Origin of the sequence: Flavobacterium antarcticum DSM 19726 (assembly GCF_000419685.1) — a bacterium.
GTDB lineage: Bacteria > Bacteroidota > Bacteroidia > Flavobacteriales > Flavobacteriaceae > Flavobacterium > Flavobacterium antarcticum.
Map to the genome: position 1 here is coordinate 63,141 of NZ_ATTM01000002.1, position 14,653 is coordinate 77,793.

Below are 14,653 nucleotides of genomic sequence, written 5' to 3' on the forward strand. Positions count from 1 at the left end.
TTTTTGTCTCGCAAAGTCGCCAAGACGCAAAGCTTAAGTTGTTTTTCTTTGCGACTTTGCGACTTTTCGAGCATATTTTTAAATAATTATGACAATTAGTTTTTCATTTAAAGACTATCGTTTTCCTCCATATCTTCTGTTTTAGATTTCAAATTTGTTCCTGCACAACGGCTTACTGCAGTCGCTCCAAAACGATTTCTGATTTTGTCCATTGCTTGATACAACGCCATCATTTCGACGGTATCTTCAAACATATTGATTTGATAAGTCCCGCGTGCCAATCCACTAAAACGAACGCCAATTAACCGAATTCGCATTCGTCGGTTGTATAATTTATCAAACAATTCCAACACATATTTAATCAAAATATGGTCGCAAGAAGTGTACGGAATTTTCAATTGTTTGGGTTCTGTATCAAAATTTGCGTACCTGATTTTCACCACCACAACAGAAGGAAGCCATTGTTCTTGTCGCAACTGATACGCGAGTCGTTCGACCATGCTAATCAGCAAGAATTTTACTTTGACTAAATCAATTGTGTCTTGCAAAAACGTGTGTTCTTTAGAAATTGATTTTCGTTCGACATAAGGTTGGACGGGCGTGTTGTCAATTCCGTTGGCTTTTTTCCATAATTCAAGTCCAATTTTCCCAAATAAACCTTGCATGTACACTTGAGGCATTCCCGAGAGATTTTCGATATTTCTAATTCCCAATTGCGATAAGGATTTAAAATTTTGGTCACCAATTCCAGGTATTTTCCGAATGGAAAGCGGATTTAGAAACGATTGTACATTATTTTGAACAACTTCAAGATTGCCTCTCGGTTTTCCTTCGCCTGTAGCGATTTTAGAGACGGTTTTATTGACTGATAGTGCAAAACTAATGGGAAGTCCGGTTTCTTTGGTAATCTTCTGCGAAAGCTCGTTGGTCCATTTGTAACAGCCGTGAAATTTATCCATTCCGGTTATGTCCAGATAAAACTCGTCGATGCTTGCTTTTTCTACAATAGGCGCTTTTTCTTCGATGATTTCCGTAACTGTGTTGGATAAATTGGAAAACAATTCCATATCGCCTTTAATCACTTTTGCTTGTGGACAAAGTTGGAGCGCCATCTTAATTGGCATTGCCGAACGAACGCCAAAACGCCGCGCTTCATATGAACACGAAGCTACAACACCTCTGTCACCACCGCCTACAATCAAAGGCATTCCTTCTAATTGTGGGTTTTTAAGTTTGACGCAAGAGACAAAAAAAGTATCTAAATCCATGTGGACAATTGCACGATTCATACTGTTTGGGAAAAGTAGGTTTGAAAATTATTTTGCAAAATTATACTTTTAAATCCCTTAATTGATTATGTTTGTAGTGACTTAAAATCCCTTTAACATATGCTGCCAATTGCTGATAATTTGAAATATTTGAGAGGAAAGCGAAATTTATCGCAACAACAAGCCGCTGATGGAATGAAGATGCCTTGCGACCGTTACAAAAAATACGAGTACGGCAAAAATATTCCGCCCGCCGAATCGTTGATTGTGATTTCGCAATTTTACCACATCAGTATTGATTTACTGTTAACTGTTGACCTTCGGAAAATACCGATTGACAATTTGCTAAAATTAGAAGACAACCGAATTGTACTTCCGATAACGGTGGATAGTTTGGGGAATAATTTAATTGAAGTAATTCCTCATAAAGCGCAAGCGGGTTATTTGACCGGATATGCCGACTATGAATATATTGAAAGTTTGGAACAAATGGCGTTGCCTTTTTTGGGCAATGGAAAATTCAGAGCATTCCCAATTAGTGGAGATTCGATGCCGCCTCATACCGATAAAAGTTTTGTGATTGGTAAATATGTAGAGAATTTGGGGGAAGTTCGTACGGAACGGACGTATATTTTAATTACCGTAAATGAAGGAATTACGTATAAACGTTTGGGAAGTAAAAATCCAACTTCGTTAACGGTTGTTCCCGATAATATTATTTACAGTCCGTATGATATTAAATTGTCGGACATCATTGAGATTTGGGAATACGTAGCGCATATAGGACGGGAAGATAAAAAACCCGAAGCCATTGATGAAGAAAGCGTAAAAGGAATGTTTTTAGAATTGAAAAAAGAATTGATTAATTTGAAAGTGAATTAATTATCCTGTTCGTTTTGTTTCTCTTTTTTCTTTGGATTAGAAACAAATAAATTAAACAATAATCCGCCCATTAAACCACCATATAAAGTGCTGTTTATAGGCTTTGAAGTAATGGCGCAAGTTCCCGTAACACAACCAATTTCTTGGTAATACAAGTATCCAGCGATTAGACCAACTATAATTCCAATTCCCGTAATAATATAGGCTCTTTTTGTCATTTTATTTTTTTTGAAAAGTGATACTCCAAATTCCTCTCACATCATTTTCTGCGTAGCCGACTGCTAAATCTTTTGGATATAATTTTAAAATTTGTTTTGAAACATCAGGTTTAATTTGAGTGCCGTGGCATTGTAAACACATAGTGTTGGTTTCAATAGGATAATAAAATTGAATTTTATCTAGTTTTTCTAACGCAACGGGCTGGATTTGTTGTTTTTCGGCGATTAAGTTTTTGAAGTAATTAATGTAGTATAATTCTTCAAAATTCGCTTTATTGTTTGGGTTTCTATTTTTGTCTGAAACGCGTTTAATGGTGGCATTATAATGAACGGACATGCTGTCAGTCAAAGGCATGGCTTGAATGTTGCAAAATTCTAATGCAGCAATCGTTCCTTTTTTCTGAATGGTTCCCATCAAATTTTTACCCAATACTTTTTTTGTTTCTAAAGCGTATTCTAAACCAATATCAGCATACGTTTTTTCTGTAGAAACTTCTTTTAATTTCGCTCCAGATTGTTTCCAATCCTTATTTCCGTGTGATTCCCAATGGGCTTTAAACCAAGTTGGTTCTTCAATTTGATAGTCAAATAAATATGCAGCTATTTTCGCAACACTTCCTTCTGGAAAATCTTGTTTTGGCATCAACCCGTGTTTTTTTACCGCACCACGTAATAATGCTTTTTCAGTTGTAGGATTTTTTACAAATGCAGTAAAGTTTTTTATAAACTCTTCTTTATTGTAACCTTCTTTGTCAATGTATCTTGCTTTAATTGCAACCATCGGAGGAGCAACTCGGCCTTCACCTTCAGCTGCATTTGGACTGTGGCATAAATAACAATGGGTTTCCATTAGTTTTTTTCCTTCCAATGGATGGGTTGAAGTAGTGACATCATTTTCAGAAATTTCACTGTAATCCGTATTTTTTTTCTGACAGCTGAATAATGTGATGAATGCGATTAAGAAGATAAAATATTTCATAGGAGTATTATATTTTATTCAAAAATACTTACTATAATCTTGAAACAACGTAACTAATGTTACAAACAAATGGGATAACGTGTTATTCTAAAATTTAATAGTGTAGAAAATTTAAAAAAGAAGATAACAAGGTTAAATAAATTGTAAAAAACAGTTTTAGACAATACATTAATTTAAAACAGAAAAGCCTCATAATCATACGATTATAAGGCTTTTTGTGAAGATAGAAGGATTCGAACCTTCGACCGCCTGCTTAGAAGGCAGGTGCTCTATCCAGCTGAGCTATATCTCCAATTTACAATAAATGTAAAAACTTAAATGTCGGGGTGGCAGGATTCGAACCTGCGACCTCCTGCTCCCAAAGCAGGCGCGATAACCGGGCTACGCTACACCCCGAGAGGCAAAAAGCGGAGAGTAAGGGATTCGAACCCTTGGTACAGTTTCCCATACGCTTGTTTAGCAAACAAGTCCTTTCGGCCACTCAGGCAACTCTCCAACACTCAATGAACGTACTTGTTTTAAGCGGTTGCAAATGTAAGGTAACATTATCTATTTCACAACTAAAAACGATGATTTTTAAAAAATATTTTCGTCCTTTATGCAAATTATCTATGTATCAACGAACTACTATTGGAGTAAATTTTGGCCAATCCATTAACATTTCTGTTTCTATGTTGAAATTAGTACAATTATCGTATATTTATTTTTTTAGAGACCATCTTATGAAAGTGTTTAAGTCGTTACTATTTCTGTTTTTTGTAATTTTCTTCAGCTCAAATTTTGCGTTTGGACAAGAAACCAAAACGAATACTTCAGATTCTACTTTTGTAAACTTGAAGGATTATAGCAATGATTTTATCTATGATATGAGGTACGCTACAGAAGATAATTTTCTAAAAGCGAAAGTATATGATTGTGCCGAATGTTATTTAAGACTGAAAACGGTAAAAGCACTAATTGCTGTAAACGAGTCTTTTCAAAAGCTTGGATATACTATTAAAATATTTGATTGTTACCGACCGCTTTCCATTCAAAAAAGAATGTGGAAAATCGTTCCAAACCCGTCGTATGTGGCTAATCCTGCCAAAGGTTCCATTCACAATAGAGGAGGAGCGGTCGATATAGCTTTGGTAGATTTAGAAGGAAATGAAATCGATTTTGGAACCGATTTCGATTTCTTTGGAAAAGAAGCTTCGCATTCCTATAAAAAATTGAATAAAAAAATTATAAATAACCGAAAATTCCTTCGCAAAATAATGGAGGAAAATGGATTTAAAGCGTTAGAATCGGAATGGTGGCACTACGATTTTTCGGACGCTTTAGCCGATAAAGTATCTAATTTTAATTGGGATTGTAATTAATCGGTTACGCAATGTAAGTACTTCATGAAATAGGTTTCAGGAGCAAAAGTTTCGTTCATTAATTCTGAAACTAATTCTTTTTTTATAGCGAAATCAGCAGTTCCTGTTGCATATCGAATTCTGATTTCCCATATTGGAGAACTTTTTAAATCGTCAATTGTTCCTTTTAAAAACAGAAAATTTCCCGTAATAATTCTACTACTAATTGGGTCATTTTGCAATTGAATTAGATTTGCACAAGTCTCTTGGTCTTGATATATTAAGGTAATAATTTTTCCATTTAATAACTGTATGTATATTTTTGATTGGCGGTCAAAACAACTTGTTGGGATGAAGTCAGTACTTTTTTCAATTTTCTGTACTTGTAAAAACGGCGTTCCATTTTCATTTGCAAGTGAAAAAAACAAGTACGTTGCATTTCCTCCAAATACTTTTTCATGCATCAAATAGGATTTCGTTTCTCTATAAGTTCCGATGCTGTCATTGACCTCAGTCGTATATTCGCAATCTTTTTGTGCAAAAGTTTGCAATCCAATAAATAAACTTAAAACTAAAATAACGATTCTCATGTTTGTTGAATTTTTGTGCAAAGTAATACTATTTTCTGATTATTAATATCGGTCGTAAAAAAGGTGTATTGATTTCCTCCATCTTTGATTTTCCACTTTTTTCGAATGTTTTCAACGGTTTCAGGGAAATTACGCGTGGTTATATTGCACTTTTGATTTTGAAGATAGTGCTTTAAATTTTCTTTATTGTAAGCGAAATTAGCTTCAATTTGAAATACTCTTCCTGGAAAATCAATCAACGCATCAGAAGTATATAAATGGGAGTGAGGATGTAATTTTTCCAACGAAAATCGGCTGCTTATCAACTCGAAACTTCCTGATTTCATGACGGCACTATTGGGCTCGTACAAATATTTTTGGGGTAAACCAAATTGTAAATTAGGCGTTTGTTCTGATAAAAAAGTATCAAATCTGGTTGTGGTTTTACCGAAATCAATCGTTTTAATTGAAATTCTTTCTGTATAATTTCTTTCAAGTTCAAAAAGCAATTCTTTCACTTCATTATCGACAGCAACAATATGTATCGTTTTTACAAACTTTAGCTCCCTCAAAGCAGAAGAAATATCTAAAATTGGTGCGGTTTTGATTAAAATGCGATTTGCTTTTTCAAAATAAAAATCTAAAAGTTCAGGAACGTTGGGCAAACAATCAGCGAGTAGAAAAACCTTTCCTTTTTCGGAACTTCTCCGCGAAGGGTCAATGTAAATCCAATCGTAGTTGTCTGCAGTATTTTTTAAAAAATCAAAACTGTCACCTGAACTGCATTCGATATTTGTAGCGCCAAGCTGTTTAAAGTTATGTTTGGTTACAGATGATAAGTCGGCATTGATTTCGCAATGAATAACTTTTTCTATTTTCTTTGAAAAATAATAATCATCAATTCCAAAGCCACCTGTTAAGTCGACTAATCGAGCACCTGATACAAGTGTTGCTTTATATTGAGCAGTTTTTTCAGAGGAAGTTTGTTCGATAGATATTTTTTCGGGATAAATGATTCCATCGGTTGTAAACCATGTAGGTAGTTTTTCCTTTGATTTCCCTTTAGATACGATTTGGTTTAACAACATTTTATAGTCCAAATTAGGAAAAGGATTTTTCTTCAATGCCAATTTTTGGATATCTGAAAAAAGATTTGAATTTATAAAATCTTGTACTTCTTTTTGTAAAATAGAGTCGAACAAATCAGATGTTTTTAGTCAGTATTTGTACAATTTTGTTATCCGGCAGAAACTCTTTTCCTACCACTTTTAAAATAGTGTATAAAGGAACGGCAATTATCATTCCCATAATTCCAAACAAAAATCCCGCAATTAGAATGACTAAAAATATTTCTAATGGATGAGAATTTACACTGTTTGAAAAAATAAACGGTTGCGAAACGTTGTTGTCAATGACTTGGACAATCCAAAAACCAATCATCACGTAAATCGTAGTAGGTAATATCTCCGTTTGAAAATCACCTCCTAAATTATTAATCATTGTTAAAATAGCAGCTAAAACCGAGGCAATTAAGGGTCCGATGTAGGGGATAATATTCAATACCGCACATAAAAAGGCAATTACAAAAGCATTGTCAATTCCAAAAATGAGTAACACAATTAAGTAAAGTATAAATACAATAAAAAGCTGCAGCAGTAACCCAATAAAATAACGAGAAAGTAAATGATTGATTTTATCTAACGAGTGTATAATCCGGTCTGAATGTTCTTCGGGTAAAATAGATTTTGACATTCGAGTAAACAGTAGGCGGTCTTTCAAAAAGAAAAAAGTAATGAATAAAACCGAAGCTAATCCCATTCCAAAACTACTCACGGTTGCTAAAATACTGTTTAGAAAATTCGGAATAAAGTTTAAATTCAGCTGTGAAGTCAAGTTTGAAGGTTTTAAAATTTTCGAAGAATCCATTCCATGGCCGTCTAAAAAAACAGTAACTTGATCTGTTAAATTCGTAATCGTTGTTTCAATACTTTGAATATTCAAAATAGACAAATTTTGACCTTGATTCAAAACTAAAGGAATGAACATCATCACAAATCCGGCAATGATCAAGACAAAAACGAGTAAGGTGGTTATCGTTGCGAAAATATTATTAAATTTCAATCGCTTGCGTAAAAATGCAATGATTGGAATACCAATTAAAGTTAAAATTAGCGAAACAACAAGGTAAATAAGAACTGATTGTATCAAGTATAAAACATACAATAACAAGACAATTCCTGCTAGAATAAGGACGCCACGAACAATTCCGTTTCCAATTATTTTTGAATTCATCATACTAATTTGTAAAAATGTAATTAATAATATTCGCACCCATTTTTAATGCTTTCTGTCGGACTTCAAATGGGTCATTGTTCACTTCTTCATCTTCCCAACCGTCTCCTAAATCCGATTCGTAGGTGTACAGTAAAACTAAACGATTTTTGATAAATATTCCAAATGCTTGTGCTCTTTTTCCATCGTGTTCGTGGATTTTTGGTAAACCACTTGGAAAAGAATTTGGTTTTTGAAAAATAATATGCGAAGCTGGAATTTCAGTTAAAACGTCATTTGGAAATAATTTTTTAATTTCCTTCCGAATATATTGGTCCATTCCGTAATTGTCGTCAATGTGCAGAAATCCGCCTGATTTTAAATAATCCTCTAAATTTTTCACATCACTTTCGCTAAAAACTACGTTTCCATGTCCAGTCATGTGAAGGAACGGATAGTTAAACAAATCAGGACTATCAGGCATTACAGTAGCGGGCTTTGCTTTAATTTTTGTGTTAATGGTTTGATTGCAAAATTTAATTAGATTGGGTAAAGATGTTGGATTTGCATACCAATCGCCACCACCATTGTATTTTAACAAAGCGATTTCTTGCGCAAAAAATAGCGTTGGAAATAATAAAAAAAACACAACTATTTTCTTCATAATTTAATCTTGATTTACAAAAGCTACACTGTGACAACCAACAATCGCAGCCGTTTCTGTTCGCAATCTTGTGTCGCCTAACGTCACAGGAATGTAACCGTTTTCAATGGCCAACTTAATTTCATTATCAGAAAAATCACCTTCTGGTCCAATTAAAAGTGTGATTTCGTCTCCTTTTTTAAGTATACTTTTCAACGATTTTTTAGCTGTTTCTTCACAATGAGCGATAAGTAACGTTCCGTTTTTAGAATTGTTTTTTATAAATTCTTTTAATGAAATTGCGTCGTTCAAAAGAGGACAGTAACTCTGCAAAGACTGTTTTGCAGCCGACTGAATTATTTTTTCAAAACGGTCACTTTTAATGTGTTTTTTTTCGGAACGGTCACAAATAATTGGAGTGATGCTTGTCACGCCAATTTCAGTTGCCTTTTCTAAAAACCATTCGTAACGGTCGTTCATTTTTGTGGGTGCAACCGCAAGATGCAATTTGTAATCTAAAGTTTTTTGCCTTTCTGCCGAAATAATTCTCACTTGACATTTTGTATCCATACCAATGACAATTTGAACAGTAAAAATAAATCCTAAACCATTTGTAACGTGTAAAATATCACCTTCTTGTTTACGTAAAACTTTAACAATGTGTTTGCTTTCTTCACGGTCAAAAGTAAAGTTTTCTGTGGTTTCTGTAAGAGCGGGATTGTAAAATAATTGCATAATTAAAATTGTATTCGGGCTTTAGAAACCACTGATGTGTCTTCGAATTTTTCGTGTAAATATTTTTGATAACCTACAATTCCAATCATTGCAGCATTATCAGTAGTGTATTCAAATTTAGGAATAAATGTCTTCCAACCATATTTTTGTTCGGCTTCTTTTAGCGTTTTTCGAATGCCTGAATTAGCGGAAACGCCACCTCCAATTGCGATTTGATTAATACCTGTTTCTTTCACAGCCAACTTCAATTTGTCCATTAAAATTTCAACAATTGTATGTTGAATTGAAGCACAAACGTCGTCTCTGTTTTCTTCAATGAAATTAGGATTTTCAGCAACTTTTTTCTGAATGAAATATAAAATAGCCGTTTTCAACCCTGAAAAACTAAAGTCCAATCCAGGCACTCGTGGTTTTGTAAAAGCAAACGCTTTTTGATTTCCCAATTGGGCATATTTGTCAATTAATGGGCCTCCTGGATATGGCAATCCTAAAATTTTAGCGCTTTTATCAAATGCTTCCCCAACCGCATCGTCCGTAGTTTCTCCAATAATTTCCATTTCAAAAAAATCACGAACGACCACAATTTGCGTATGACCTCCAGAAATTGTTAAGGCTAAAAATGGAAAAGTGGGTTTTTCAAAACCTTCTTCTGCAATAAAATGAGCCAAAATATGAGCATGCATATGATTTACAGCAATCAACGGAATTTCTAATGCCATTGAAAGTGATTTTGCAAAGGAACTTCCTACTAAAAGTGAACCCATTAAGCCAGGTCCTTGCGTAAATGCAATCGCTGAAAGTTGATCCTTTTCGATGTTTGCCTTTTTTAAAGCAGCATCAATAACGGGAACAATATTTTGCTGATGGGCTCGGGAAGCAAGTTCAGGAACTACACCTCCATATTCGTTGTGAATCAACTGATTAGCAACTACATTAGATAAGACTTTATCGTTTTGCAAAATGGCTGCTGCAGTATCATCACACGAACTTTCAATTGCAAGTATAAAAACAGGCGAAATCGTCATATAAAAGGCATGAATTTTGAGTTAGAATCGGTTGTAACGTTAGAAAAAACTGTATTTTTACAACGTAACAAAAATAACGTTTTTTATTTTAAGGTTTTCCCTTTCCACCTGCAAAATATAATTATTGGAAAAAGTACAAAAAACATCTGCCATTAAACGCCTCAAAAAATACACATTCCGAGTTTTACTTGGACTGATATTGCTTTTGTTGGTTTCGGCAATTGTACTTTCGTTGCCTTTTGTGCAAACGCGTATTGGTCATTATGTTACTGAAATGCTCAACAAAGATTTTGGAACAGATATTAGTGTGGACCAAGTTAATATTTCTGTTTTTGGCGGTGTAAAATTGAAAACCGTTCTAATCAAAGACCACCACAAAGACACGCTTATTTTTGCCAATAGAATCAAAACCAATATTCTTGACTTGGGATTAATGTTGAATGGTGACTTGCTATTTGGCGACATTAGAGTCGACGGAGCCACTTTTAATTTGAAAATTTATAAAGGCGAAGATGAAACAAATATTGTAAAATTCGTTTCCCTTTTCGATTCCGATACACCTTCTAGTGGCAAGAAATTCTTAATGAAAGCCACAAACGCCTATTTGACGAATACCAATTTTAGAGTCATCAACGAAAATTTAGAAACGCCTAAAAGTGTCGATTTTACTAAAATAGATGCTTCTTTAAGTATGTTCAAAATTTACGGACCTGATATTACGACGAAGATTAATAAGATGTCATTTAAAGACCATCGCGGTTTAAAAATGGACAATTTGAGTGGTCAATTTACCTATTCTCCAACGAATATTATTCTCGACGACATGCTTTTCAGTACGAAAGATTCTGATTTTGAAGGGAATGTTAAATTGACTTACGAACCCGAAGATTTTGGCGATTTCATCAATAAAGTAAAGTTCGATGTGAATTTTGAAAAAGCCACTATTTCAACCAATGACATTAGGTATTTCTACGATGAACTGGGTAAAAATAAAACGTTCAATATTAAAACACATTTGACCGGAACTTTAAACGATTTGAAGTTAGATAACTTGAAACTAGTTGACGACAAGGGAAGTCAAATCGTTGGAAACGTAAATTTCAGAAATCTCTTTGGCGAAAATGAACAACGTTTTTACATGAAAGGTGATTTTTACCGCGTAAGTTCTGATTACGACAATTTAACTGAAATTTTGCCTAACGTTCTTGGAAAGAAACTTCCTGAAATTTTGCGAAAGCTAGGGAAGTTCATGGTGGTAGGATCTGCAGAAATTACAGCGTCTGAAATCAAGACCGACTTTTTCATGAAAACCGAAATTGGAAATATAAAATCGAATTTGGCTATGGCCAATATTGAAAACATTGACAATGCAACGTATTCGGGAAATGTGGAATTGGATAAATTCAATATTGGTCGCTTTTTGAGTATAAAAGATATTGGAATTGTCAGTTTAGATGTTGCCATTGAAGGAAAAGGTTTTACTGAGAAATATGTAGACACTTATATTAAAGGTGGAATTTCACGATTGAGCTATAACAATTATAATTATTCCGATATTTTAATTGAAGGACAATTCAAACGTCCTATTTTTAAAGGAATCATAAATGTGAACGATCCAAATTTATTTATGGATTTTGAAGGTTTGGTGGATTTGAGTAAGAAAGTATTGCATTACGACTTCAAAACCAATATTGATTACGCCAATTTATCCAAATTGAATTTTGTAACCGATTCCATTGCCGTTTTTAAAGGAAATGTCGCCATGAATATTTACGGAAATTCACTTGATGATTTATCCGGTGAAATTAATGTTTCTCAAACGGCTTATAATAATGACAAGGACAATTATATCTTTGAGGATTTCACGATCACTTCTTCATTTGACGCTGATAACGAACGTACAATTACTGTAAATTCTCCTGATATTATTGAAGGCCAAATGGTTGGTAAATTTAAATTCAAAGAATTACGTGCTATTTTAGAAAACGCTGCCGGAAGTTTATACGCGAATTATCAGCCTAATAAAGTTTCGAAAGGACAATACGTCAAATTTAATTTCAGTATTTACAATAAGATTATTGAAGTGTTCGTTCCGCAAATTGAATTGGGATTGAACACCACGATTCGAGGTGCTATTAATTCGGATAAAAACGAATTTAAAATGGTTTTTAATTCGCCTAATATTAAAGCTTTTGACAATATTATAGACCGAATTAAAGTCGATATTGACAATAAAAACCCACTTTATAATACTTATATTGAGATGGACACCATCAAGACGAAGTATTATAAGATCAGTGATTTCAGCTTTATTAATGTAACTGCAAAAGATACTTTGTTTGTACGAACAGAATTTAAAGGTGGAAATAAAGGCGAAGATTTTTATAATCTGAATTTATACCATACCATCAATCCTGAAAAAAACAGTGTTATTGGCCTTAAAAAATCCGAAGTTCATTTTAAAGATTATATGTGGTTTTTAAATGAAGAAGAGAATGCCGATAATAAAGTAGTTTTCGACAAAAGTTTGAAAAACTTTGATATCGAGAATTTTGTGATGACGCACGAAGACCAACGAATTGAATTGTTCGGACAGCTGAAGGATTCTACATATAAAGATTTAGAGTTGAATTTTGCGAATGTCGATTTGGCTAAAATCGTCCCAACCGTCGATAGTCTCAAAGTGGATGGAAACTTGAATGGGAAAATAAATTTCAAGCAAAACAAACAAGTGTACCAACCTACCGCTCAAATTCGAGTGGATAGTTTGAAGATGAATTCAATTGATTTGGGAAATTTAAATTTGAATATTGAAGGCGATGATTCGTTGAAAAACTTTACTGTTTTTTCAAATTTAGAAAACAAAGAAGTGCAATCGTTTCTAGCAGAAGGAACTTTTGCTATTGAAAATAAAGAAACGATACTGAATCTGGATGTCCGACTCAATAAATTTAATGCCGCATCGTTGAGTCCACTTGGTGGCACTGTGATTTCTGACATTCGAGGTTTGGTTTCGGGAACGGCAAATATTGCGGGAAATGTAAAAAATCTGGATATTAATGGAAGATTGTTTTTGGATAAGGCAGGACTGAAAATCCCGTATCTTAACGTTGATTTGGCTTTCAAAGAAAACTCAATTGTCGATTTGACTTCAAGTCAATTTATCATTCAAAATGCAATAATTGAGGACACAAAATACAACACGCAAGGAAGATTAAACGGCTTTATTGGGCATAGAAATTTCGGAGATTGGAAATTAGATTTGACCATAAACACTAACCGACTATTAGTTTTGGACACCAAAGATTCAGAAGACGCTGCTTATTACGGAACCGCCTTTATCGATGGCGTTGCCACAATTAAAGGACCTACAGATGGTTTGGTTATTGAAGTACAAGCCGAATCGAAACAAGGAACGGCGATTAAAATTCCAATTAATAATTCGGAATCGGTTGGTAATAAAAGTTTTATGCATTTTCTATCTCCTGCTGAAAAGGACAATTTGAAAAACGGAATTTTCACTTCTTCACGAGATTACAAAGGGTTAGAATTGAAGTTTGATCTGGACATTACTACGGAAGCAGAAATTGAAGTAATTCTTGATCGCGAAACAGGTCATGGAATGAAAGCCAAAGGAAATGGAACTTTGCTGCTTGAGATCAACACGCTTGGGAAATTCAACATGATTGGAGATTACCAAATCTACGAAGGAAGTTATAATTTCAAATACGGTGGTTTGATTGACAAGCGATTTGAAGTAAAAAAATACAGCACAATTGTTTGGGAAGGTGATCCTTTACGAGCGCGTTTGGATTTAGAGGCAATTTACAAAACAAGTGCAAACCCATCTGTTTTACTAGACAATCCTTCGATTAATAGACGTGTTCCTGTGGAAGTAGGTATTGGAATCACAGGGAGTTTAAGCAGTCCTGAACCGGATTTTCAAATTAATTTTCCAACGGTAAGTTCCGTTTTGAAATCTGAAATTCAAACCAAATTAAGTGATAAAGACATTCGGCAAACGCAAGCTTTGACGTTATTAAGTACCGGTGGATTTTTAAGTCAAGATGGTGTAGATCAAAATGCATTGACGCGAAATTTATTTGAAACTGCCGGTGGAATTTTCGACGATATTTTCCAAAACCCGGATGATAAATTGAAAGTAGGAATTGACATCGTTTCCGCAGATAGAACTCCAGGACGAGAATCAGATGGTTCTGTAGGTTTTACAGTTTCAACACAAATTAATGAACGAATTACCGTTAATGGAAAACTTGGAGTTCCTGTAGGTGGAATTAACGAATCGGCAATTGTAGGAAATGTGGAAGTGCAATACCGTGTTAATGAGGATGGTAGTATGAATTTACGTGTGTTCAACCGTGAAAACGACATTAATTATATAGGAGAAGGAATTGGATATACGCAAGGTGTGGGTATTACTTACGAAGTGGATTTTAATACCTTTCAAGAATTAGTAAATCGCTTTTTCAAAAAACAGAAGATTGATAAATTGACCATTGACCATCTTGTTCCGGATTCAGATCCAAACCCTGATTTTATGAATTTCCCTGAGAAAAAGAATAAAAAGCCAAAAGAAAAACACAATTCTGAAGCAATTCCGTCAAAAGAGGATTAATTAATTCTTCATTAAGTCATCCAACATTTCACTACAGAAATTTACGTTTTCAAAAACTTATTAACGAAAACGTTTGAAATCACAACA

12 protein-coding genes and 3 tRNA genes are annotated in these 14,653 nt (G+C 34.1%); 3 read left to right on the top strand and 12 right to left on the bottom strand.

Annotation, left to right across the window (positions count from 1 at the left end):
• Positions 1-107: 107 nt before the first annotated feature.
• Positions 108-1,289: a DNA polymerase IV gene (gene dinB / locus YWA_RS0103285; protein ID WP_022827069.1), complete on the bottom strand. Its 1,182-nt coding sequence runs from the start codon at positions 1,287-1,289 to the stop codon at positions 108-110.
• Between the two features lie 99 nt (positions 1,290-1,388).
• Here dinB and YWA_RS0103290 point away from each other — a divergent pair, with 99 nt between their 5' ends.
• Complete coding sequence (locus YWA_RS0103290; RefSeq protein ID WP_022827070.1) at positions 1,389-2,150, top strand: XRE family transcriptional regulator; 762 nt, start codon at positions 1,389-1,391, stop codon at positions 2,148-2,150.
• Here the strand turns inward: YWA_RS0103290 and YWA_RS14570 are convergent.
• The 5 genes from YWA_RS14570 to YWA_RS0103315 form a co-directional block, all read right to left on the bottom strand.
• Positions 2,147-2,368 (bottom strand): hypothetical protein, encoded by a 222-nt coding sequence (locus YWA_RS14570; RefSeq protein ID WP_022827071.1) that lies wholly within the window; start codon positions 2,366-2,368, stop codon positions 2,147-2,149. The genes YWA_RS0103290 and YWA_RS14570 overlap by 4 nt on opposite strands.
• A gap of 1 nt (position 2,369) precedes the next feature.
• Entirely contained in the window at positions 2,370-3,347 is a 978-nt protein-coding gene (locus YWA_RS0103300) for a c-type heme family protein (RefSeq protein WP_022827072.1), read from the bottom strand.
• Between the two features lie 218 nt (positions 3,348-3,565).
• Positions 3,566-3,639, bottom strand: a tRNA-Arg gene (locus tag YWA_RS0103305).
• Between the two features lie 29 nt (positions 3,640-3,668).
• A tRNA-Pro gene (locus YWA_RS0103310) sits at positions 3,669-3,743 on the bottom strand.
• Between the two features lie 12 nt (positions 3,744-3,755).
• Positions 3,756-3,842: transfer RNA gene (locus YWA_RS0103315), tRNA-Ser, on the bottom strand.
• 227 nt (positions 3,843-4,069) lie between these two features.
• Between YWA_RS0103315 and YWA_RS0103320 the strand changes: the two genes are divergently transcribed.
• Positions 4,070-4,708: a M15 family metallopeptidase gene (locus YWA_RS0103320; RefSeq protein ID WP_040472095.1), complete on the top strand. Its 639-nt coding sequence runs from the start codon at positions 4,070-4,072 to the stop codon at positions 4,706-4,708.
• Here YWA_RS0103320 and YWA_RS0103325 read toward each other — a convergent pair.
• The 6 genes from YWA_RS0103325 to tsaD are packed head-to-tail and all read right to left on the bottom strand — an operon-like array spanning position 4,705 to position 9,930.
• Positions 4,705-5,277 carry a hypothetical protein gene (locus YWA_RS0103325; RefSeq protein ID WP_022827074.1) on the bottom strand — a complete coding sequence of 191 codons (573 nt, stop codon included), beginning with the start codon at positions 5,275-5,277 and terminating at the stop codon, positions 4,705-4,707. The genes YWA_RS0103320 and YWA_RS0103325 overlap by 4 nt on opposite strands.
• Positions 5,274-6,458 carry a class I SAM-dependent methyltransferase gene (locus YWA_RS0103330; RefSeq protein ID WP_022827075.1) on the bottom strand — a complete coding sequence of 395 codons (1,185 nt, stop codon included), beginning with the start codon at positions 6,456-6,458 and terminating at the stop codon, positions 5,274-5,276. Before YWA_RS0103330 ends, YWA_RS0103325 begins: the two co-directional genes overlap by 4 nt.
• 1 nt (position 6,459) lies before the next feature.
• Positions 6,460-7,551: an AI-2E family transporter gene (locus YWA_RS0103335; RefSeq protein ID WP_026718545.1), complete on the bottom strand. Its 1,092-nt coding sequence runs from the start codon at positions 7,549-7,551 to the stop codon at positions 6,460-6,462.
• A 1-nt stretch (position 7,552) separates the two neighbouring features.
• Positions 7,553-8,191, bottom strand: coding sequence for a DUF4159 domain-containing protein (locus YWA_RS0103340; RefSeq protein ID WP_022827077.1), 639 nt, complete (start codon positions 8,189-8,191; stop codon positions 7,553-7,555).
• A gap of 3 nt (positions 8,192-8,194) precedes the next feature.
• Entirely contained in the window at positions 8,195-8,905 is a 711-nt protein-coding gene (locus YWA_RS0103345) for a 16S rRNA (uracil(1498)-N(3))-methyltransferase (protein WP_022827078.1), read from the bottom strand.
• Positions 8,906-8,907: 2 nt separating this feature from the next.
• Entirely contained in the window at positions 8,908-9,930 is a 1,023-nt protein-coding gene (tsaD, locus tag YWA_RS0103350; RefSeq protein WP_022827079.1) for a tRNA (adenosine(37)-N6)-threonylcarbamoyltransferase complex transferase subunit TsaD, read from the bottom strand.
• Positions 9,931-10,054: 124 nt separating this feature from the next.
• Here tsaD and YWA_RS0103355 point away from each other — a divergent pair, with 124 nt between their 5' ends.
• Positions 10,055-14,566 (top strand): translocation/assembly module TamB domain-containing protein, encoded by a 4,512-nt coding sequence (locus YWA_RS0103355; RefSeq protein WP_022827080.1) that lies wholly within the window; start codon positions 10,055-10,057, stop codon positions 14,564-14,566.
• Positions 14,567-14,653: the final 87 nt, after the last annotated feature.

Coding starts and splice junctions, on each gene's coding strand:
- YWA_RS0103340 (WP_022827077.1), bottom strand. CDS start 8,191: ATGAAGAAAATAGTTGTGTTTTTTTTATTATTTCCAACGCTATTTTTT.
- YWA_RS14570 (WP_022827071.1), bottom strand. CDS start 2,368: ATGACAAAAAGAGCCTATATTATTACGGGAATTGGAATTATAGTTGGT.
- YWA_RS0103345 (WP_022827078.1), bottom strand. CDS start 8,905: ATGCAATTATTTTACAATCCCGCTCTTACAGAAACCACAGAAAACTTT.
- YWA_RS0103320 (WP_040472095.1), top strand. CDS start 4,070: ATGAAAGTGTTTAAGTCGTTACTATTTCTGTTTTTTGTAATTTTCTTC.
- YWA_RS0103335 (WP_026718545.1), bottom strand. CDS start 7,551: ATGATGAATTCAAAAATAATTGGAAACGGAATTGTTCGTGGCGTCCTT.
- YWA_RS0103325 (WP_022827074.1), bottom strand. CDS start 5,277: ATGAGAATCGTTATTTTAGTTTTAAGTTTATTTATTGGATTGCAAACT.
- tsaD (WP_022827079.1), bottom strand. CDS start 9,930: ATGACGATTTCGCCTGTTTTTATACTTGCAATTGAAAGTTCGTGTGAT.
- YWA_RS0103290 (WP_022827070.1), top strand. CDS start 1,389: ATGCTGCCAATTGCTGATAATTTGAAATATTTGAGAGGAAAGCGAAAT.
- YWA_RS0103300 (WP_022827072.1), bottom strand. CDS start 3,347: ATGAAATATTTTATCTTCTTAATCGCATTCATCACATTATTCAGCTGT.
- dinB (WP_022827069.1), bottom strand. CDS start 1,289: ATGAATCGTGCAATTGTCCACATGGATTTAGATACTTTTTTTGTCTCT.